Raw genomic sequence first — 20,805 nt, forward strand, 5'->3', positions numbered from 1 at the left:
GTCCGCGCGTGCGGCGCCCCGGGTCACCGACCGTCCGGGGCCGGATCACGACGGCGCCGGCGCGGGTTTACCTACGATCGTCCTGCTGTGCTGGGCGGCCTTCGGCCTCGTCCTGGCGTTCGTGGCCTCCCGTCGAAAGCCGGTGTCGGAACCGGCGCGAACGGAATGACCTGAGACTTCTCATAAGTAATTCGCTAGAATTATGTACATGACGACTCTTCCTGTTGCCGACGCGCGGGCGCAATTGTCACGACTGGTCGATGAGGCCGAGCGCACACACGAGCGATTCGAGATCACCCGCAACGGGCACCGCGCCGCGGTGCTTCTCGGTGCCGACGATTACGACGCGATGCAGGAGACGATCGCGGTGTTGTCGGATACGGATCTGCTGCGGGCGCACGTCGAGGGCCGAACGGAGGTCGAGTCGGGAGACGTCGTCGATGTACAGGAATTGACGCAGCTGATGCGTGATGCTCGGTCGTCCGAGGAATGAGCACTCCGGACCACCCGTATCGGCTGGTGATGGCGAGGTCGGCTGCACGCGCCATGGCGAGGTCGTTGCCGGAGAAGGTAGCAACTGCGGTATACGAGTTCGTCACAGGACCCCTTCTCGAGAATCCGAAGCGGGTGGGGAAGCCGTTGAATCCGCCTCTTGCGCCGGCGTACAGCGCCCGGCGAGGTGAATATCGCGTCCTGTATCTGATCGATGATGCGAACCGCACGGTCGAGGTCACCGCGATTTCGCACCGTGCCGATGCGTATCGATAGAAGACGGTCGGACAGTGCTGCCGCGAGCCGTCGGGGTTGCGGCAGCTACCGAGCTGTCAGAGTGCTCCGGCCTTCAACGCCGCCGCGTTGACGCGCACGAGCGCGGCGTGCAGGTCCTGGAGTTCGTCGAGCCCGACACCGAGGGCATCGACGACCTGTCCCGGCACCGACTCGGCCTCGGCACGCAGCGCCCGGCCGGCGTCGGTGAGCTCGAGGACGAGTTGCCGTTCGTCGGCCGCGCTGCGCGCGCGGGTGATCAGGCCCAGCGCCTCGAGTCGCTTGAGCAGGGGAGACAGCGTGGGGGAGTCGAGCTGGAGTAACTGCCCCACTTCCTTGCTCGTCAGCGGCGAGCGTTCCCACAGGGCGAGCATCACCAGGTACTGCGGGTGGGTCAGTCCCAGCCTGTCGAGGATCGGTCGATAGACCGCGAGCACGGCGCGGTTCGCCACGGCGAGAGCGAAACACACCTGCCGCTCCAGCGCGAGAGGATCATCACCGGAAGCAGGGAGGTGGGTGGCCGGGGACTCGACGCTCATGAACCGACGATACCGAACCGGTATATCCCGGCCAGGGTTCTCCCGGGTGCGACGATCCTCACGGGTCGTAGTCGGGATAGGTCGTGTGCAGCCTCAGGTAGCCGGTGACGTTCTCGCCCAACCACCCTTCGCTCTCCTCCGGTGTCACGCCGTCGCAGACCGCGTCGCCCTCGATGCAGATCCGTTCGACGGCGATCGTGCCGAAGTCGTCGCGACCGCCACCGAGCGTGATGCCCGGGACGACCTCGCCCGGGAACAGCGTTTCGACTCCCCGGGTGTCACGCGGGTCGGAGTACAGCACACCGCTGATCCGCTCCGGCGGCACCGAACCGTCGGCCGCGATCTCGGCGAGGACGTCGCCGGCGATCGACGCGCCCTGCGAGTAACCGAGGACGACGAGCTCGCTGTCGGGGCACGAACCGTGCCGGACGGTGATCGTCTCGCGCAGGCGCTGATGCCCGATCCTCTTGGACTCGTCGTACGCGAGTCGCCCCGATCCCTCGCTCGACCCGGACTCCGGCACCGGAACCACGACGGCGGGATAGCGGATGTGCTCGACCACCGTGCCGGGTGCCGCGTACCGCGCCGAGATCTTCGCGAGGGGTGAATCGGGATCGATCGAATCCGGGGTGTCGATGTTGCGGGTTCCGTCGACCGCGATGACGAACCGCTCCGGGCACGGACGGAAGGTCTCCGCGCCGGCGGTGGGCGCGGTGCCGTCAGTGGCGGCGGCGGCGACGACGGGTCCGGTCAGGCCGAGGGCGAGTCCTGCGATGATCGCCAGGACACGACGACAAGCGAAGTCGGGCATGGCAGTCTCCTGTGATCGACCCCGACACCGATGACTACCGCACGAGAATATCGTCCGATTTGACGTATTTCTCGCCGGCGAAACGCTACTCCGAGTGTAGTTGGTTACAAAGTCACAGACCGAACGTTCGGAATTTTCGAGCGGTTCGATCAAGCAAGTCCGGTACTCCGCAGGGTGATGTTGAGGCGCCCCGCGGTGAGTCCGCAGCGGGAACTGCCGGTGTCCGGATACACGACCGGCACCCCGTGATAGGCGAACCGCGACGGACCGCCGAAGACGAACAGATCGCCGGACTCGAGACGCACGTCGGTGTACGGCCGGCCGCGCGACTGGGTGTTGCCGAACCGGAACAAGCAGGCATCCCCGAGACTGAGCGACACGATCGGCGCGCTCACCCGCTCGTCCTTGTCCTGATGCATCCCCATCCGCGCGTCGCGGTCGTAGAAATTGATCAGAGCGGTATCGGGCTCGTACCCGCTCCCGGCCGCCGGATCGTCGTAGGCATCGGCGACGGCACGCCGCCCGAGTTCGACGAGCCGGTCGGGAAGCGGCGGAACGGGAGCGTCGTCGACATCGACCGCGGTGCGGGTGTAGCGGTACGGCGACCAGTGCCATCCGAGGCACACCGTGCTCACCGACATCCGTCCGCCACCCGGAAGCAGGGTGTGCCGCATCGGCGCCGGCGGGCGCGCCCAATCACGACACAGCTCGACGAGCTCGCGCTGTTCGCCCGGGTCGAGCCAGTCGGGCACATGCACGGCGCCCGGCGCGATCTCGCGTCGCGGACGGGAGACGGAGAACAATTCGTCCATCCCGGGTGCTCGACCTCCGTGCGTGTGAGCGGTACCTACAGCCGGTGATACGTGTAGACAGGTTCAGTACCAACTGTGCCGCACGGGACGGCACTGCGATTCGACGGGGAGGTATCAGCGATGAAGGTCGAAGGCAGAGTGGCCGTCGTGACAGGCGGGGGCGGCGGAATCGGCGGCGCCATCGCTGCCGGCCTCGTCGAGCGAGGTGCACGAGTGGTGGTCGCCGACCTCGACGAACACGCGGCGCAGCGCGTCGTCGCGACGCTCGAGGAGGAGACGCCGGGGAGCGCCGTCGCGGTGGCGGCGGACGTCTCCGACGACGAACACATCCGCGGCCTCGTCGAGCGCGCCGAAGCGGAGTTCGGTCCCGTGGACCTGTACTTCGCCAACGCGGGTGTCACCGGTGTGCCCGGCCTGGAGATCGAGGACTCGGTCTGGGAGCAGTCCTTCGACGTCAACCTGCGCGCACACATCCGTGCGGCGCGACTGCTGGTACCCCGATGGGTCGAACGTGGCGAGGGCTATTTCGTCAGCACGGCGTCGGCGGCCGGCCTGCTCACACAGATCGGCTCGGCCACCTACTCGGTCACCAAGCACGCGGCCGTCGGTTTCGCCGAGTGGCTGTCGGTGACCTACGGCGACAAGGGTGTGAGGGTGAGCTGCCTGTGCCCGATGGGCGTCAACACACCTCTGCTGTACTCGGGGGACGCATCCGGGCACGCACTCGGTGAACTCGCCACCCGGGCCGTCACGACCGCCGGTGCGGTGCTCGAACCCGTCGACGTCGCGGAGACGGTGTTCGCGGCAATGGAGGAGGAGCACTTCCTGATCCTTCCGCACCCGGAGGTCCTCGAGATGTACCGGAACAAGGGCGCCGACTACGACCGGTGGCTGCGCGGCATGCGTCGCTACCGTCAGGCCCTCGAGGAGTCGACTCCCACCGATTCGTGAAACCGATTGCCCCTGCCCACGTTGGTGTCCTAGCGTCACCGGTCATGACATCCGTCGACACCGTTCGCGGTCCTCTCGACACGGGCCGTCTGGGCAGAGTCCTCATGCACGAGCACGTCTTCGTACTCGGCGAGGAGATCCGCACCAACTTTCCCGACTACCCGAGCCCGTGGGACGAGGACGAACGCGTCGACGACGCGGTCGCGAAGTTGAAGGCGTTGTCGGAGCGCGGCATCGACACGATCGTCGATCCCACGGTGGTCGGTCTCGGCCGGTACATTCCGCGCATCCAGCGCGTCGCCGAACGGGTGGACATCTCCATCGTCGTCGCGACGGGCCTGTACACCTACAACGACCTGCCGTTCCAGTTCCACAACGTCGGGCCGGGGTTGCTGGTGGACGGACCGGAGCCGCTCACCGAACTGTTCGTGAAAGACATCCGCGAGGGCATCGCCGGCACGGGGGTGCGTGCAGGAATGCTCAAGTGCGCCATTGAGATTCCGGGACTCACGCCGGGCGTCGAGCGCGTGATGCGAGCGGTGGGGCAGGCGCACGTCGAGACCGGTGTGCCGATCACGGTGCACACCAATCCGCATACCGGGTCGGGGCAGGTGGCGCAGCGGGTGCTCGCGGAGGAAGGTGTCGACCTCACCAAGGTGGTGATCGGGCACAGCGGTGATTCGACCGATCTGGACTACCTGCGTCGCATTGCCGACGCCGGTTCGATTCTCGGGATGGACCGCTTCGGCCTCGATCTGCTGTTGCCGTTCGAGCAGCGCGTCGACACGGTGGTCGCGCTCGTGGAGGCCGGTTACACCGAGCGCATGGTGCTCTCGCACGATGCGTCGTGCTTCATCGACTGGTTCCCGCACGACGTGAAGCAGACCGCCGTGCCCAACTGGAACTACAACCACATCAGCGACGAGGTGCTGCCGGCCCTGCGCGAACGGGGCGTGACCGACGAGCAGATCACCACGATGCTCGTGGACAATCCGAGGCGGATCTTCGAACGCTGAAGCGGCGTAGGTCGCGTCGGGTAGCACCGAGGACGCTCAGGCGGCGTCGTGCAGTACCAAGCCGAGCGTGCGACGCAGGCCCGATCGGACGGTGCTCACGCCGTGCCGGACCGGCGCCCGCGACCATCCGCGCGCCGACCGGATCGGTCGGTCGCGGGTGGTGAAGATCAGCGCGTGGCCTTGCTCGAGCACGGTGACGGTGCCCCGCGACTGCGCGCGGGGCCGTTGTTCGACCAACAGGAACTCGCCGCCGGTGTAGTCGACGCCCGCCCGGTCGAGCCCGATCACGACCTGCAGTGGGAACACGAGGTCGCCGTAGAGATCGCGATGCAGGGCGTTCCAGTCGCCGGTGGTGTAGCGCAGCATCAGCGGGGTGGGGTCGGTCTGGCCGGCCGCGTGGCACATGTCGAGCCAGTCGTCGAAGTCGTCGGGCCAGGGTGCCGGATCGCCGAGGCGTTCGGCCCACGAGCGCGCGACGGGGAGCAGCTGCCGGTAGAACGCCGAGCGCAGGTGTGCGACGGCGTCGGGGACGGGTGAGCCGAAGTACTTGTAGGTGCCGTGCCCGTACCCGTAGCGGCTCATGTCGACCGTGGTGCGGAAGCGGGCGTCGTCGTCCCACAGGGCCGCGAGTTCGGTGCATTCGTCGTCGCTCAACAGCGGCCCGGTGAGGGCGCAGCCGTTCTCGTCGAGCTCGCTCGTCAGCTCGGGCAGGTTCAGTGCGTCGACGCGCGACTGCAGACTGTCGATGGTCTTCACAGGGCTCTCCTCGATCGGCACGGACACTCGTAGGGAAGACGTCGCTGCCGTCGGGAATGTGAGTACCCGGAACCGGAAGGGATCAGCGCGGCCGGTCGTCGACGAGTTTGTGCAGCAGATCGGACAGTCGTGCGCGTTCCTCGGCGTCGAGCCGGTCGAACATCTCGACGGCGTCGGCATCGCGGGCCGAGGCCAGCTCGGCCCGGATCCTGCGGCCCTCGTCGGTCAGCCGCACGCAGACCGCGCGTCGGTCGGCGGGATCGGGGAGTCGCTCGGTGAGACCCCGCGACTCCAGGCGGTCGACGACCTCGGTGGCCGAGCGGGGGACGATGCGCAGTTCCTTGGCCACGACGCCGAGGCGGATGGCGTCGTCGGCGCGTCCGATGACGTCGAGCGCCCGGTACTCGTGGGGTGACAATCCCCACGGTTGGAGGAGGTCGTGCCAGCGTCGGCGCAGCGTACGCGTGGTGGTGAGGAGGAGATCGCGCAGTGCGACGGGTGAATCCGGCATGGTGGTCACATTACCTCACTTGACGGTTGACACTTAATGAGGCAACCTCAACAAGTACGAGTCACGAACCACGAATCGAGGTGGCGCGCATGATGCAGCCCCCACTCACTCTCGGCGGCAAGCCGGGCAGCCGCGGCAGGATCGACAAGAAGGATCTCGAGCAGCTCCGCGAGGCACCAGTGAGCCTGCGCCGTATCGGCGCCCTGTTCGCGCCCTATCGGTGGAAGATCACCCTCGTCGTCGCGCTCATCATCGCCTCGTCGGTGATCTCCCTCGCGACGCCCTTCCTCGTCCGCGCCGTCATCGACGACGCCATCCCGCACCAGAACGTGAGCCTGCTGTTGTGGGCCGTCGGCGGCATGCTGGCCGTCACCGTCGCGAGCTCGCTCCTGTCGGTCGTCCAGACCTGGATCTCCACGACCGTCGGCCAGAACGTCATGCACGGTCTGCGTACCCGGGTCTTCTCCCACCTGCAGCGACAGTCGCTGAATTTCTTCACCCGCACCCGCGGCGGTGAGATCCAGTCGCGGCTGACCAACGACATCGGTGGCATGCAGTCCGTGGTCACCAACACCGCGACCTCACTGGCGTCCAACGTCACCACCGTCGTCGGCACGGCGATCGCCATGGCGGTCCTCAGCTGGCGACTGGCTCTGCTCTCCCTGATCGTGCTCCCGCCGGCCATCTGGCTCACGCGCCGGGTCGCGCTCATGCGCCGCGCCGTCACCGCCCGTCAGCAACGGCGCCTCGCCGACATGCAGTCGCAGATCGACGAAGGACTGTCGGTCAGCGGCGTGCTGCTCGTCAAGACGCTGGGCACCGGCCCGGCACTGTCCGACAAGTTCGCCCGCACGTCGGAGGAACTCGCCGATCTCGAGGTGCACGCGCAGTTGTCCGGCCGCTGGCGCATGGCCACGATGAACATCGTCTTCGCGGCGATCCCCGCCGTCCTCTATCTCGTCGCCGGTCTGCCGGCCACCTCGGGCGGCATGACGATCGGCACCCTGGTGGCCTTCACCGGCTTGCAGGGCGCGCTGTTCCGGCCGCTGATGAGCCTGCTCGACGTCGGTGTCTCCGTCACCAGTTCGCTGGCCCTGTTCAGCCGCATCTTCGAATACCTCGACCTTCCGGTCGACATCGACGACCCGCGCGATCCGGTGCCCGTCGACCCTGCGACCGTCGCCGGCCGGGTGCGGTTCGAGAACGTGAGCTTCCGCTACGAAGGAGCGCACCGCAACGCCCTCGACGGCATCGATCTCGACGTCCCGGCGGGGGCGCAGGTCGCGCTCGTCGGCGAGACCGGCTCGGGCAAGACCACGCTCGGCTCGCTCGTCGCACGACTGTACGACCCGGTCGAGGGACGCGTGAGCATCGACGGTGTCGACCTGCGCGACATGAGGCTCGCCGATCTCGCCGGACTGGTCGGCGTGGTGTCGCAGGAGACCTACCTCCTCCACGCGACCGTCCGGGAGAACCTGCGCTACGCGAAGCCGGACGCGACCGACGACGAGATCGAGGCCGCGGCCCGCGCCGCACACATCCACGACCTGATCGTCTCGCTGCCGGACGGCTACGACACCGTCGTCGGCGCCCGCGGATACCGCTTCTCGGGTGGTGAGAAACAGCGACTGGCGATCGCCCGCACGCTCCTGCGCGACCCGCGTGTCCTCGTGCTCGACGAGGCGACCAGCGCCCTCGACAACGACACCGAGCACGCCGTGCAGCAGGCCCTCGACGCCGCGCGCAGCGGACGCACGACCATCACCATCGCGCACCGGCTCTCGACCGTGCGGAACGCCGACGAGATCGTGGTCCTCGACCGGGGCCACATCGTCGAACGCGGAACGCACGACGACCTCGTCGCCCGCGGTGGCCGCTACGCAATCCTCGCCGCTCGAGCCGAACGGGGTGAAGTCATCCCGTCGTCGCGGAGCGAGATCAGTCCTTCAGAGTGGCCGCGAGGGCGCGCCGCAGTTCGTTCCGGCTGATCTTGCCCACTCCCGTGACCGGGAAGGCGTCGACGAACTGCACCTTGTCGGGGATCTTGTACTCGGCCAGCCCTCGCTCCCTCAGGAACTTCTTGAGCGCGAGGGCCTTCGGCGCTTCCCCCTCGGTGACGACGAAGGCGCAGGTGCGCTCGCCGAGATACTTGTCGGGCATCGACACCACCGCCGCGTCGAGCACGGCCGGGTGCGCGATCAGATGATTCTCGACCTCCTCGGCCGCGATCTTCTCGCCACCGCGATTGATCTGGTCCTTCGCGCGTCCCTCGACGACGATGTAGCCGTGCTCGGTGAGCCGGACGATGTCGCCGGTGCGGTAGAAGCCGTCCGGGGTGAATGCCATCGAATTGTGTTCCGGCGCATTGTAGTAGCCCCGGATCGTGTACGGGCCGCGGGTGAGCAGGTGGCCGGTGGTGCCCGCGGCGACGGGCTCGTCCGTATCGTCGACGACGCGGATCTCGTCGTCGGGGCTGATCGGCCGGCCCTGGGTGGTGACAATGGTGTCCTCGTCGTCGTCGAGCCGGGTGTAGTTGACGAGACCCTCCGCCATACCGAAGACCTGCTGCAGCGTGCAGCCGAGTTCGGGGCGAACGCGTTTGGCGGCCTCGGCCGGGAACTTCGCACCACCGACCTGCAGCACCTCGAGCGACGACAGGTCGCGTTCGGTGCGGGCCCGCGCCGACAGCCACGCCTGCGCGAGGGGCGGGACGAGCGACGCCATCGTCACGCCCTCGCTCTCGATGAGGGCGAACGCGGTGTCGGGGCTCGGATCCGGAGCGAGGACGACGGTGCCGCCGGCGTGCAGCACACCGAGAATGCCCGGCGAGCTCATCGGGAAGTTGTGCGCCGCCGGCAGCGCGACCAGCATGCGGGTGTTCTCGTCCACTCCGCAGATCACCGCGGATTCGCGCACGGAGTACAGGTAATCGGCGTGGGTGCGGGGGATGAGCTTCGACGTTCCGGTCGTGCCACCCGACAGCTGCAGGAAGGCAACGTTTCCGGCGTCGTTCTCCGTGATCGGCGCCGCTTCGCGGTCGCGCAACGACCCGAGCGCAGTGAATTCCTCGGCCTCACCGGCGACCACGACCACCGGCGGATTCTCCATCTCGGAGGCGACCTGCCGGGCGAGCACGCGGTAGTCGAATCCGCCGTGTTCGGCGGCGATCACGTACGCTGCGGCGTCGCTGAACCGGCAGAAGTAGCCGATCTCCGACGCGCGGTGCGCGGGCAGGGAGAAGACGGGGAGCGCACCGAGGCGGAAGACCGCGAAGAGCACTTCGGTGTACTCGACGATGTTCGGCAACTGCAGGACTACTCGGTCGCCCTTCCGGACCCCGAGGTCGGCGAGACCGGCGGCGACGCGGGCCGAGGCGTCGTCGAGTTCGCGGTAGGTGATGCGCCGCCAGGTGCCCGTCGCGTCGTGTCCGACGACGGCGATGCGACCGGCGAACCGGGCGGCGCGGGCCGGGAGGAATTCGCCGAAGGTCTCGTTCGTCCAGTAACCGGCTGCGCGATACCGCTCGGCGAACTCCTCGGGGTAGCGGGCGGTGTCGGCGAGCGGCGTGCGCTCGAAACCGGTTGTCACGGAACGTTTCCTTTCGGGATCAGGGTCGATGCAGGTCTGTCGGTCAGGCGCGGAGGGTGGCGCCGCCGTCGATGTAGAGCGCCTGCATGGTGATGTGACGAGCACGATCGGACAGCAGGAACTCGATGGCCTCGGCGATGTCGGCGGGCTCGGCGATGCGGCCGAGGGGGATGCCGACCTTGAACTGCGACAGGTCACCTTCGATGGCGCTGCGTGCGCCGGCGTCGTCGTTGGGGTCCTCCCACAGCGAGCGCTGCATGGCGGTGTCGGTGGAACCCGGCGCGACGATGTTGGCGCGGATCCCGTATTGCGCCAGCTCGAGTCCGAGGATCCGGACGATCATCGTGGACGCGGCCTTGGACGATCCGTAGGCGCCCATGCCCATGCGTGGCACGCCCGCGGAGTTCGATCCGACGACGACGATCGAACCCGACCTCCGCTCCCGCATGGCCCGTCCGACCGAACGCAGGACCGACAGCAGGCCGGTGACGTTGACGTCGTACATGTGCTGCCAGTCCTCGGGATCGGAGTCGAGCACCGAGCCCGTGGTGAAGACACCTGCGACGTGCGCGAGATGCTCGATCGGTCCGTGCTCGGATTCGATGTTCTCGACGAGGTAGGCGACGGCGTCGTGGTCGCGGATGTCGACGGGGTAGGTGGGGACGGAGCCGCCGAGCAGCGCGACAGTCTTGCGCAGTCCTTCGGCGTTGCGGTCGGCGAGCACGAGACGGTGACCGGCACGCGCCAGGGCCTCGGCGGTCGCGCGGCCGATACCCTGCGCGGCTCCGACGACGAGCGTGACGGGGGATGGTGCGGCCTCGGTCATCGGAGTACTCCCAGTGCATCGAGGACGGTGCCGAACTTGACGGTCGTCTCGGCCAGTTCGTCGGCAGGGTCGGAGTCGGCGACGATACCGCCCCCGGCGTAGGCCGTGAGCCCGACACCGTCGGCATCGAGGACGGCGCAGCGGATCGTGACCAACCATTCGCCGTCGCCCGCGGCGTCGCACCATCCGAGGGCACCGGCGTAGAAGCCCCGGTCACCCTCGGTCGCGAGGATCAGATCGCGGGCGGCCGCGGTCGGCGTGCCGCAGATCGCGGGGGTGGGGTGCACCGCGAGTGCGAGATCGAGGGCCGTGACACCCGGATCGTGCAGGCGACCCTCGATGGGAGTGCCGAGATGCCACAGCTGGCGCGTGCTCGTCACGGTCGGCTGCTCGGGGATGTCGAGGTCGACACACAACGGTTCGAGCGCGGCGCGGATCGCATCGATCACGTGCGCGTGCTCGGCGAGGTTCTTCGCGGAGCCGGCGAGCCTGTCGGCCGTCGCCCGATCGATCCCGGGGTCGCAATGCCGCGGTGCGGATCCGGCGAGGGGGTGAGCGGTGACCCGATCTCCGCGACGGCGCACGAGCACCTCCGGGCTCGACCCAACCAGGTGACGTCCCGTCCACACGCCACCGGCTGCTGTGAGGTCGACGAGGAAGCCGTTGTGCAGCGGATCGTTTCGCGTGAGAGCGACGAGGAGGTCGTGCGGGGTGACGGGCCGGTCGGCGCGCAGGGCGAGTGCCCGGGCCAGGACCACCTTGAGAAGGTCGTTGTCGTCCGAGCGGAGCAGGCGCAGTACGGTCTCGACCCGATCGATGTGCTCGCCTTCCGACGGCAATGCGCCCGTGATCGTGATCGGGGGCAGGTCGGCGGCCGGTGCGTCGTAGTGCGCGGGGGAGTGATGGAGTGTGTTCGGAGCGGTCAGTGCGGCCGGACCGTCGGGTGCGAAGGGCAGTGCTCCGACGATCGCGGCGACCTGTCCGGTGCGCAGGGCGTCGGCGGCGGCGGACGCGCGGTCGAAGTGTTCGCTCACGCCTTCGGCGATCACCGTGCCGTGCGGGCGGGACAGGACGAACGGGTGCGCGACGGGCCGCTCGGCCCGGTCGGTAGCGGTTGCGCCGAGGACCGGCACTTGCATTCTCGTACCTTCCGGTTGAGGAGGTCTGCTGGCAGGACCGCGCCACAGGACACACGATCACTGAGCAACATATACGGTAAGCCTAACCTTTGGTACTGTGCCCTCCGGCGCCGCAGCGCGCACATCAGCGGATTCCGTTCCCAGCCAATCGTTTCGATCGAAGGAAAGAGGATCTCCAGTGCCCCTAGCCGGACCGGACGCCTCACGGCTCGCTCTGTCGCGCGCACAGTCGGGCGTATGGTTCGCCCAGCAACTGAACCCCGACAACCCGCTGTTCAACACCTCGGAATGCATCGAACTGCGAGGCGCGGTCGACGAGGAAGCGCTGGTCACAGCGGTTTCCAAGGCGGCATCCGAGGCCGAGGTGCTGGTCGCGGGGTTCGAGACCCTCGCCGACGGTACAGTCGTCCGGATTCCCGGTGCGCGCACACTCGATCTCGCCCCGACCGTCGACTTCACCTCCGCGGCGGACCCCTGGCAGGCGGCCCACGAGTGGATGGCGCGCGACCTCGAGCGGCCCGTCGACCTGTCGGTGGATCCGTGCGTCCGGGCCGCGGTCCTGCGACTCGCCGACGATCACGTCCTGCTCTACCTGCGTGCCCATCACATCGTCCTCGACGCCTTCGGGTTCTCGCTGTTCAACCGGCGCATCGCCGAGCGCTACAGCGCCGCGGTCGCCGGTACGGAAGTTGCTGCCGCACGGTTCGATTCGGTCGAATCGGTGATACGGGAAGAATCGGACTATCGCGACTCGGCCGACTTCGACGCAGACCGTGACTTCTGGAACGCGTACCTCGACGGCGTGGACGAAGCGGTCGCCCTGCGGCCCGGCCCGGGTGGCATCGCGCGGCGCTCCCGTGGCACGCGCTTCACCCTCGACGCCGACCGGCAGCGCGGTCTGGTGGCTCTCGGCAAGGAGGTCGGCGCGAGTTGGGGTGACGCGGTCACCGCGCTCGTCGCCGCCTACCTGCGCGGAGTTACCGGCCGCGAGGACCTCACGCTCGGTTTCCCCGTCATGAACCGGCTCGGCAGCGCCGCACTGCGGGTGCCGATCACCGCGGTCAATGTCGTTCCGCTGCGCCTGAATCCGACCGCATCGGCCACGCTCGTCGAGCTCGTCGCGCAGGTGCGCGACGGAGTGGCGCTGTGCCGCAACCACTATCGTTACCGCACCGAGGACATACAGCGCGACCTGCGACTACCGACCGGATCCCGCGGCGTCATCGGCCCGTCGGTCAACGTCAAACCGTTCGGCGACTCGCTCCGGTTCGGCGACATGCGTGCGGCCGTGCACTCGGTCGCCCGAGGACCCCTGCAGGACTTCATGGTCACCGTGCGGCCCCTCGACGGCAGTGCCGGACTCGAAGTGTTCGTCGACGTCGACGCCGACGTCTACAGCGAGGCGGATCTGACGATCCACACCGAGCGGCTGGAGATGCTGTTCGGTTCGGTGGCCGAGCGGGATCTGCACACCCCGCTCGCGCAGGTGTCCGTCCTGACCGCCGACGAGCGACGGACGATCCTCGACGACTGGAGCCGCAGCCCGGACATCCCGTTCGACCCCGGCCTGACCCTCGTCGACCTGCTGCGGGAGAGGATCGAGGCGGCCCCCGACGCACCGGCAGCGGCGGACGCCCATGTGACGCTCACCTACGCACAGTTCGGCGCGCGGGTGCACCGCCTGGCCCGCCACCTCGTCTCGAGCTTCGATCTCGGCCGGCCGCACGCGCGGGTGGCCCTCGCGCTGCCCCGCACCGTCGACGCGCTGATCGCGATCCACGCCGTCCTCGAGACCGGCGCCGCCTACGTCCCGCTCGACGTCGATCAGCCCCTCGAACGCCTCGCCCACATCCTCGGCTCCACCGACCCCGTCTGCATCCTCACCACCCGCACGACCGACGACCGGGTCGCCGAGGTGACGGGGGTGCCGAAGCGCGTCGTGCTCGAGGATCTCGACCTCGACGCCGTGTCCGACGCTCCGCTCGACGACTCGGAGCGCGGCCCGCTGACACCCGACTCGATCGCCTACGTGATCCATACGTCCGGCTCCACCGGCAGACCGAAGGGCGTCGTCGTACCCCACCGTGGGCTGGTCAACCTGTTCCACAGCCACCGCGCCCAGGTGTTCACCCGTGCCGCCCGCGAGGCCGGCCGCGAATCCGTCCGCCTCGGACTGGCCTGGTCGCTCGCATTCGACGCGTCGTGGCAGCCGTTGCTGTGGATGCTCGCCGGGCACACCGTCGACATCGTCGACGAGGCGACTCAGCGCGACCCGGCGGCACTCGCACGCCGCGCCCTCGACGAGGGATGGGATTTCGTCGAGTTCTCACCGAGCCGGCTCGAGCAGTTCGTCGACGACGGCCTGTTCCCGGACGGCACCGTGCCCACCCTCGGTTTCGGCGGCGACGCCGTCTCCGAGCGGTTGTGGAGCCGCCTGCGCGAACGCCGGGGTGCGGCCTTCAACTTCTACGGCCCCACCGAGTGCAGCGTAGACGTCCTCGTCGCGGAGGTCGCCGACGCCGAGACACCGGTCGTCGGCCGTCCCGTCGCCAACCTGCGCGTCCACGTCCTCGACGCGGGACTCGCACCCGTGCCCGCCGGAACCGAAGGTGAGCTGTACGTGGCCGGACCGGGCGTGGTCCGGGGATATCTCGACGCACCCGCCCTCACCGCCACGAGGTTCGTCGCGAATCCGTACTCGGCGGACTCCTCGGGTCCGTACGCCCGCCTGTACCGCACCGGCGACCTCGTGCAGTGGACCGAGGACGGCCGCATCGTCTACCGCGGCCGGGTCGACAACCAGGTCAAGGTCCGAGGATTCCGCATCGAACTCGGCGAGGTCGACACCGCTCTGCTGCGCATCCCCGGTGTCTCCCGCGCCGCGACCGTGGTGCGCACCGATCCCTCCGATACCGCGCAGCTCGTCGGTTATCTCGTCGGACAAGACGTGCCCGAACCGGTCGAGGCCCGCCGTCTCGTCGCCGAGTTCCTGCCCGGGTACATGGTTCCCGCGGCCCTCGTCGTCCTCGACGAGATGCCGTTGACCTCCAACGGCAAGCTCGACCGCACGGCGCTGCCCGAACCGGACTTCTCCTCGATGGTCTCGTCCCGCGTCGCGGAGACCGAGACCGAACGGACGCTGTGCCGGATCTACGCCGACATCCTGGGTCTCGACACGGTGGGCGCGGACGACGACTTCTTCGCGCTGGGCGGGCACTCGCTCAGCGCCGCGACACTGCTCGCCCGCATCCGTGACGAGCTCGGTGTGGAGTTGCCGATCCGGACGGTCTTCGATCATCCGCAGGTCGTCGCGCTCGCCGCGCACTGTGGAGACCACCCGACCGCCGCTCCGGCCGGACCGGCGCTCGTCCCGCGCGGTGAGAACGATCCGGCGGCCCTGTCCCTTGCACCACTGTCGTATGCGCAGCAGCGGCTGTGGTTCATGTACCGCATGGAAGGGCCCAGTCCGACCTACAACGTCCCCATCACGGTGGACCTGCACGGACCGGTCGACCCGGATGCTTTGCGGCAGGCGGTCTCCGACGTGCTCGCGCGCCACGAGAGTCTGCGCACCGTTCTCGTCGAACGCGACGGCGTGGGGATGCAGCAGGTGCGCGGGGTGGAAGAAGTTGCCGGGGTCGCCGTTCCCTTCGCGGTCGAGGCCGTCGACCGCGACGCGCTCACCGGGCGCCTGCATTCCGAGGCCCGGCACGCGTTCGATCTCGAACGCGAGATCCCGTTGCGGATCCGGTTGTTCACGATGGCGCCCGACGAGCACGTGATGCTCGTGCTCGCCCACCACATCGCGAGCGACGAATTGTCCACGCCGCCGCTGCTGCGCGATCTCGGCACCTTCTACTCCGCGCACGTACGTGGCGACTCCCGCGAGCCTGCACCGTTGCCCGTGCAGTACGCCGACTACGCGATCTGGCAACGGGAACTCCTCGGCGAACAGGACGACGAGAACTCGCTCGCCGCACGACAACTCGCGTTCTGGCGCAAGGAGCTCGACGGTCTCCCGGCCGAACTCGACCTCCCCGTCGACCGCCCGCGCCCGACCGTGGCCTCCTACGCGGGTGGCGGTGTCGAGCACCGGATCCCCGCCGACCGCGCAGCGACGATCCGGGAGGCCGCGCGCACGACCGGCACCACGATGTTCATGATGGTGCACGCGGCGGTGGCGGTCGCACTGTCGCACAGCGGCGCGGGCGAGGACATCCCGCTCGGATCGCCCACCGCGGGACGGCCCGCACCCGAACTCGAGGACCTCGTCGGCTTCTTCGTCAACATGGTGGTGCTGCGCACCGACCTCTCGGGCGACCCCACGGTGCGGGAGCTGCTCGCCCGGATCAAGGACACCGACGTCGCGGCGTACTCGCACCAGGACGTCCCGTTCGACCGCGTCGTGGAGACCCTCAACCCCGAGCGCAGCGCGGCCCGGCACCCCCTGTTCCAGGTGATGGTGCAGTACCAGAGCCCGCCGGCGATCACGGGATTCGACGGCCTGACGCCTACACCCTCGTTCGTCGCGAACGACACCGCGATGTTCGACCTCACCTTCGGCGTCATCGAGGAATCCGACGGTGGTTTGTGCGTGCGCGTCGAGTACGCCCGCGACCTGTTCGACGAGTCGTCCGCCGAGGCCTTCGCCGCGCGGGTCGAGCGGGCCTTCGCCGCGGTGTGCGCCGATCGGGACGCGAGGCTCTCGCAGCTCGCTCTGCTCACCGCCTCCGAGCGTGAGGTGTTGCGCGCCGGTGATGCGACCGCGCTCCCGGATCGCTCCGGACCGCGGAGCCTGCCCGCACTGTTCGCTCGCACCGTGGAGCGCTACGGCGAGGAGACCGCGCTGGTCACGTCGTCGAGCCGTCTGACCTTCCGTGACCTGGATGCGTGGTCCGACCGGATCGCCCGTCACCTCGTCGCGAACGGGATCGGTCCCGAAGACGTCGTGGGACTGAGTCTTCCGCGCGAATCCGTGCTGGTCGCGGCGATCCTCGGCGTGTGGAAGTCGGGAGCGGCCTATCTGGTGCTCGACCCGGAGCAACCGGCCGACCGGAACGAGTTCATGCTCCGCGACGCGGGTGTGGGCGTCGTGCTCGACGTCGACGCGGCCGGATCGATCACCGGCCCCGGCCCGGACGTGCACCTGCCGGACGTGCACCCGGACACCACCGCCTATCTCGTCTACACCTCCGGATCCACCGGCACCCCGAAGGGTGTGGTGGTACCGCACCGCGGTGTCGTGAACCTGTGGGAGACGGTGCGCACCCGTACCGTCGGCGATCCCGCGACGCGCCGACGCACCGTGCTGCTGAGCTACACCTTCGCGTTCGACTCGTCCGTCGAGCCTCTCCTCGCGATGCTGGGCGGCCACACCGTGCACGTGCTCGCCGAGGACCTCATGGCCGATGCCGAGGGGATCGTCCGGTACGTCCGGAGGCACCGCATCGACGCACTCGACTGCGGTCCGGTGCTCGCCGGTCGCCTGCTCACCGAGGGGCTCCTCGACCCCGCCGCGCCGCACCGTCCCGAGTCCATGGTGCTCGGCGGCGAGGCGGTACCGGGTGAGCTGTGGTCGCAGCTCGCTGCGGAAACCGATGTGCGCGTGAGCAACATGTACGGTCCGACGGAATGCACCGTCGACGCGACCGGCGTCGTACTCACCCCGGGCAGCACCCCGAACATCGGAACGCCGATCCACGGCGGCCGGGTGTACGTCCTCGACGCGCACCTGCGGCAGGTGCCCCCGGGCGTGCCCGGCGAACTGTACGTCGGCGGCCCGCACGTCACCCGCGGCTATCTCGGCCGGAGCGCGCAGACCGCGGGACGGTTCGTGGCCGACCCCTTCGGCACCGGCGGCGAGCGCCTGTACCGCACCGGCGATCTGGTGCGCTGGAGGATCTCCGGCACCGACGGCCCGGTGCTCGACTACCTCGGCCGCGCCGACGACCAGGTGAAGATCCGCGGCTTCCGCATCGAACTCGGTGAGATCGAGACCGTGCTCGGCGGCCATCCCGCGGTGAGTGCCGCGGCGGTCGTGGTCCGCGAGGACGAACCGGGTCGAAAGCGGCTCGTCGCCTACGCGGCCGGAACGACGGACCCCGACACCCTCCGGATGTACGTCGCCGACCGGCTGCCCGACCACATGGTCCCCGCCGTCACGGTCGTGCTCGACGAGCTCCCGGTCACCCGCAACGGAAAGATCGACCGCAGAGCACTTCCCGAGCCGGTCTTCACGCCGGCCACCGAGAGTCGCCTGCCGGCGGACGAACTCGAACAACGCCTGTGCGAGCTGACGGCGTCGGTGCTCGGACTCGATGCCGTGGGCCCCGACGACGACTTCTTCGCTCTCGGTGGCGATTCGATCGTGTCCATCCAGCTGGTGTCCGCGGCGCGCGCCGCCGGGATCCGGTTCACCGCGCGGCACGTCTTCGAACACCGCAGCCCGGCGGGACTCGCCCGCGTCGCGGAGATCGAGGACGGGCCCGGGACGGTCGACGTCGAGGCGGCACTCGGGGACGTCCCGGCGACTCCGATCGTCCACGACATGCTCGACCGTGGTGGACCGTACGCCCGCTACGCGCAGTCGCGGCTGCTCCTCGCGCCCGTAGGGCTGACGCTCGACCGGCTGACCGACGGCGTCCAGGCCCTGCTCGACACGCACGACGCGTTGCGGGCCGTCTTCGATCCGCAGGCACGGGTGCTCGACGTCCGCCCGGTCGGTTCCGTCGACGCCGCCGATGTCGTGACCCGCGTGGACGTCTCGGACTCGGTCGACCTGCAGGAGGCGATCGTCGCCGCGACCGGGATCGCCTATGCCGAACTCGATCCCGCCGCCGGCGCGCTCGTGCGCGTGATCTTCTTCGACGCCGGTCCCGACGCGCCGGGACGGGTGTTCGTCGCGGTGCACCACCTCGTCGTCGACGGTGTGTCGTGGCGCATCCTGGTGCCCGATCTCGCCGGTGCGGTCGACGGTGTCGCCCCGGTGCGCGCAGGCACGTCGCTGCGCCGCTGGGCGCGGGGACTGCTCGACGGAGTGCCGGCGCGCAGATCCGAATTGTCGTTGTGGCGGCGCATCCTCGCCCCGGCGGGACGCGTGCGTCTGGCGTCCGGTGATCCGGATCCCACGCGGCACACCATGGCAGAAACCGCGAGGGTGCAGGTCGAGGTTCCTTCCGAGCTCACCGACGCGCTGCTCACGACCGTTCCCGAGCGGTTCCACGCCGGCGTCGAGGACGTCCTGCTCACAGCATTGGCGCTGGCGTCCGCGCGGGTGTGCGGCGAAGGGGCGGTCGCGGTCGACCTCGAAGGGCACGGCCGTGAGGAACAGGCCGTTCCGGGGGCGGATCTGTCGCGCACGGTGGGGTGGTTCACCACGCTCTATCCGGTGCGCCTGGACGTCGCGGGACTCGATGTCGCCGACGCGTATGCCGGCGGAGCGAGCACGGGTGACGCTCTGAAACGCGTGAAGGAACAGCTGCGGGAGATCCCCGACAGTGGAATCGGATTCGGGATGCTGCGGCATCTCGACCCAGTGGGCGGCCCGGAACTCGCGAGCGTCGGCGCTGTGGACATCGGATTCAACTACCTCGGCCGGTTCACGCTGGGCGAGACCGAAGGGCAGGCGTGGGCCGGTGCTCCGGAGGGTTCGGCGCTCGGTGGGGCCACCGAAGCCGACATGCCCGTGGCGCACGCCGTCGAGATCGGTGTGCTCACCGACGATTCCGGTGCCGAGCCGGTGCTGCGCGGGATGTTCGGGTACAGTCCCGATCTCGTTCCTGCGGAGAGAGTGTCGGCGTTGGCCGACGAGTGGATCGCGGCGCTGCGTGCGCTCGCCGGGCACGCGTCGGACGAGGACGCGGGCGGGTTCACACCGTCCGACCTCACGCTCGACGACCTCGACCAGTCGGAGATCGACGATTTCGCGCTCGAATTCGGCTGAGGACGGAGCGCTTGGCGGGGCGGTCTCTTTCGGTTAGCCTAACCAATCATGACCGGGGCAACACGCCCCGGCGGGAGACTCTGGGAGAACAACGATGCGCGTTCTGGAACGCAAGCGCGCGCGGGGCGCCGCGGCGCTCGGCGCGGCAGCCCTGCTGGCCGTCGGACTTGTGGGATGTTCGAGCGACGGCGACAGCAGCAGCGCGGAGAGCGGCACCGACTCCGCCGCGACGCGCACCTTCGAAGCGCAGAACGGCAGCATCGAGATCCCGGCCGACCCCCAGCGGATCGTGTCCTGCGGCTACGCAACCCTCCCGCTCATCCAGGCCGGCGCGAACCTCGCCGCCGTATGCGAGTGGAGCCGCGAGCTCGACAACATGGACGAGGAGACCCTGGCCGCCTACGAGGCGCTGCCGAAAGTCGCTCCCGACGGCGCCGTCTCGGAGCTCAACTACGAGGCAGTCACCGCCGCAGATCCCGACCTCATCATCATGGGCGTCCCGGCCCGCGTGCAGGAGCAGGTCGACGTGGCCAAGCTCGAGGCGCTCGCCCCGGTGGTCTTCGTCGGGCTCACGGTTCCGGGCGAGTGGCGCGAACTCGGTGAGCAGTACGCCGATGCCGCGAACGTCAGCGACTCCTACGGGGAGTTCAAGGAGGAGTACGAGGCTCGCGCTGTCGAGATCGCCGACAAGTACGCCGACTCGCTCGGGGGCCTGAAGTTCGCCGGCGTCTGCGGTGTGTGCGGTACCGAGCCCGGTGAGTTCTCCCGCGAATACGCCTCGTCGTACACCACCAACCTGTTCGACGATCTCGGGTTCGACTTCTTCGGTGAGCCGACCGATCCCGAGGGAGTTCACGCCGAGTACCTGTCGGTCGAGCAGTTGCCCGAGAACCTCGGCGAGGCCGACGTGATCGTCTACGGTGTCGAGGCCGACGGTTCGTTGCCGCCCGAGCTGGAGGAACTGTTCGCCTCCCCGCTGTGGCAGGATCTTCCCGCCGTGAAGGCCGGCAACCTCGTCGCCGTCAAGCACTCCAGTGCAGCGACCTACGAAACCGCTCTGCTGGCACTCGATTCCATCGATGCCGAGTTGGCGAAACTTCCGGCCAACCAGAACCAGGAGTAGTCGCTGTTGCGGGCCGCCCCGCACCA

15 protein-coding genes are annotated in these 20,805 nt (G+C 69.0%); 7 read left to right on the forward strand and 8 right to left on the reverse strand.

Annotation, left to right across the window (positions count from 1 at the left end; all coding sequences use genetic code 11):
- Positions 1-202 precede the first annotated feature (202 nt).
- Entirely contained in the window at positions 203-493 is a 291-nt protein-coding gene (locus tag KXC42_RS03145; RefSeq protein WP_006551856.1) for a type II toxin-antitoxin system Phd/YefM family antitoxin, read from the forward strand.
- A gap of 53 nt (positions 494-546) precedes the next feature.
- The gene (locus KXC42_RS03150) at positions 547-768 is read left to right on the forward strand and encodes a type II toxin-antitoxin system RelE/ParE family toxin (protein WP_033096848.1); all 222 of its coding nucleotides are present in this window, start codon (positions 547-549) and stop codon (positions 766-768) included.
- A 56-nt stretch (positions 769-824) separates the two neighbouring features.
- Here the strand turns inward: KXC42_RS03150 and KXC42_RS03155 are convergent, their stop codons facing one another.
- The 3 genes from KXC42_RS03155 to KXC42_RS03165 form a co-directional block, all read right to left on the reverse strand.
- Positions 825-1,304 (reverse strand): MarR family winged helix-turn-helix transcriptional regulator, encoded by a 480-nt coding sequence (locus tag KXC42_RS03155; protein WP_006551854.1) that lies wholly within the window; start codon positions 1,302-1,304, stop codon positions 825-827.
- Positions 1,305-1,362: 58 nt separating this feature from the next.
- On the reverse strand, positions 1,363-2,115 hold the full coding sequence (locus KXC42_RS03160) for a cutinase family protein (RefSeq protein ID WP_064060432.1): 753 nt from the start codon (positions 2,113-2,115) through the stop codon (positions 1,363-1,365).
- 149 nt (positions 2,116-2,264) lie between these two features.
- Complete coding sequence (locus tag KXC42_RS03165) at positions 2,265-2,927, reverse strand: alpha-ketoglutarate-dependent dioxygenase AlkB (RefSeq protein ID WP_219129914.1); 663 nt, start codon at positions 2,925-2,927, stop codon at positions 2,265-2,267.
- 120 nt (positions 2,928-3,047) lie between these two features.
- Here KXC42_RS03165 and KXC42_RS03170 point away from each other — a divergent pair, with 120 nt between their 5' ends.
- Together KXC42_RS03170 and KXC42_RS03175 are read left to right on the forward strand one after the other, a co-directional pair.
- Positions 3,048-3,878 (forward strand): SDR family oxidoreductase, encoded by an 831-nt coding sequence (locus KXC42_RS03170; RefSeq protein WP_006551851.1) that lies wholly within the window; start codon positions 3,048-3,050, stop codon positions 3,876-3,878.
- 44 nt (positions 3,879-3,922) lie between these two features.
- The gene (locus KXC42_RS03175; protein ID WP_006551850.1) at positions 3,923-4,894 is read left to right on the forward strand and encodes a phosphotriesterase; all 972 of its coding nucleotides are present in this window, start codon (positions 3,923-3,925) and stop codon (positions 4,892-4,894) included.
- Positions 4,895-4,930: 36 nt separating this feature from the next.
- Here the strand turns inward: KXC42_RS03175 and KXC42_RS03180 are convergent, their stop codons facing one another.
- The gene (locus tag KXC42_RS03180; protein ID WP_033096970.1) at positions 4,931-5,650 is read right to left on the reverse strand and encodes a 2OG-Fe(II) oxygenase; all 720 of its coding nucleotides are present in this window, start codon (positions 5,648-5,650) and stop codon (positions 4,931-4,933) included.
- A gap of 82 nt (positions 5,651-5,732) precedes the next feature.
- Positions 5,733-6,161, reverse strand: coding sequence for a MarR family winged helix-turn-helix transcriptional regulator (locus KXC42_RS03185; RefSeq protein WP_219129915.1), 429 nt, complete (start codon positions 6,159-6,161; stop codon positions 5,733-5,735).
- Between the two features lie 89 nt (positions 6,162-6,250).
- On the opposite strand from KXC42_RS03185, the gene KXC42_RS03190 reads away from it, so the two are divergent.
- Positions 6,251-8,149: an ABC transporter ATP-binding protein gene (locus KXC42_RS03190; protein ID WP_200359402.1), complete on the forward strand. Its 1,899-nt coding sequence runs from the start codon at positions 6,251-6,253 to the stop codon at positions 8,147-8,149.
- Here the strand turns inward: KXC42_RS03190 and KXC42_RS03195 are convergent.
- Genes KXC42_RS03195 through KXC42_RS03205 form a run of 3 tightly spaced genes read right to left on the reverse strand, consistent with a single transcriptional unit; the run spans position 8,100 to position 11,714 of the window.
- On the reverse strand, positions 8,100-9,749 hold the full coding sequence (locus KXC42_RS03195; RefSeq protein ID WP_071936283.1) for a (2,3-dihydroxybenzoyl)adenylate synthase: 1,650 nt from the start codon (positions 9,747-9,749) through the stop codon (positions 8,100-8,102). The two genes, KXC42_RS03190 and KXC42_RS03195, sit on opposite strands and share 50 nt — an antisense overlap.
- 43 nt (positions 9,750-9,792) lie before the next feature.
- Positions 9,793-10,575, reverse strand: a complete 783-nt coding sequence (locus KXC42_RS03200; RefSeq protein ID WP_006551845.1) for a 2,3-dihydro-2,3-dihydroxybenzoate dehydrogenase — start codon at positions 10,573-10,575, stop codon at positions 9,793-9,795.
- Positions 10,572-11,714, reverse strand: coding sequence for an isochorismate synthase MenF (locus KXC42_RS03205; RefSeq protein ID WP_024102991.1), 1,143 nt, complete (start codon positions 11,712-11,714; stop codon positions 10,572-10,574). The genes KXC42_RS03200 and KXC42_RS03205 overlap by 4 nt, the downstream gene beginning before the upstream one ends.
- A gap of 178 nt (positions 11,715-11,892) precedes the next feature.
- Here KXC42_RS03205 and KXC42_RS03210 point away from each other — a divergent pair, with 178 nt between their 5' ends.
- Together KXC42_RS03210 and KXC42_RS03215 are read left to right on the forward strand one after the other, a co-directional pair.
- Positions 11,893-19,656: a non-ribosomal peptide synthetase gene (locus KXC42_RS03210; protein ID WP_219129916.1), complete on the forward strand. Its 7,764-nt coding sequence runs from the start codon at positions 11,893-11,895 to the stop codon at positions 19,654-19,656.
- A gap of 94 nt (positions 19,657-19,750) precedes the next feature.
- Positions 19,751-20,779, forward strand: coding sequence for an ABC transporter substrate-binding protein (locus KXC42_RS03215; RefSeq protein ID WP_219129917.1), 1,029 nt, complete (start codon positions 19,751-19,753; stop codon positions 20,777-20,779).
- The last annotated feature ends 26 nt before the right edge of the window (positions 20,780-20,805 follow it).

Source organism: Rhodococcus sp. LW-XY12 (genome assembly GCF_019317345.1).
Classification (GTDB): Bacteria; Actinomycetota; Actinomycetes; order Mycobacteriales; family Mycobacteriaceae; genus Rhodococcus; species Rhodococcus pyridinivorans.

Excerpts from the sequence above, each read along its gene's own strand:
- KXC42_RS03145 (WP_006551856.1), top strand. The coding sequence starts at position 203 with ATGTACATGACGACTCTTCCTGTTGCCGACGCGCGGGCGCAATTGTCA.
- KXC42_RS03185 (WP_219129915.1), bottom strand. The coding sequence starts at position 6,161 with ATGCCGGATTCACCCGTCGCACTGCGCGATCTCCTCCTCACCACCACG.
- KXC42_RS03205 (WP_024102991.1), bottom strand. The coding sequence starts at position 11,714 with ATGCAAGTGCCGGTCCTCGGCGCAACCGCTACCGACCGGGCCGAGCGG.
- KXC42_RS03155 (WP_006551854.1), bottom strand. The coding sequence starts at position 1,304 with ATGAGCGTCGAGTCCCCGGCCACCCACCTCCCTGCTTCCGGTGATGAT.
- KXC42_RS03190 (WP_200359402.1), top strand. The coding sequence starts at position 6,251 with ATGATGCAGCCCCCACTCACTCTCGGCGGCAAGCCGGGCAGCCGCGGC.
- KXC42_RS03150 (WP_033096848.1), top strand. The coding sequence starts at position 547 with ATGGCGAGGTCGTTGCCGGAGAAGGTAGCAACTGCGGTATACGAGTTC.
- KXC42_RS03165 (WP_219129914.1), bottom strand. The coding sequence starts at position 2,927 with ATGGACGAATTGTTCTCCGTCTCCCGTCCGCGACGCGAGATCGCGCCG.
- KXC42_RS03200 (WP_006551845.1), bottom strand. The coding sequence starts at position 10,575 with ATGACCGAGGCCGCACCATCCCCCGTCACGCTCGTCGTCGGAGCCGCG.
- KXC42_RS03160 (WP_064060432.1), bottom strand. The coding sequence starts at position 2,115 with ATGCCCGACTTCGCTTGTCGTCGTGTCCTGGCGATCATCGCAGGACTC.
- KXC42_RS03170 (WP_006551851.1), top strand. The coding sequence starts at position 3,048 with ATGAAGGTCGAAGGCAGAGTGGCCGTCGTGACAGGCGGGGGCGGCGGA.
- KXC42_RS03215 (WP_219129917.1), top strand. The coding sequence starts at position 19,751 with ATGCGCGTTCTGGAACGCAAGCGCGCGCGGGGCGCCGCGGCGCTCGGC.
- KXC42_RS03175 (WP_006551850.1), top strand. The coding sequence starts at position 3,923 with ATGACATCCGTCGACACCGTTCGCGGTCCTCTCGACACGGGCCGTCTG.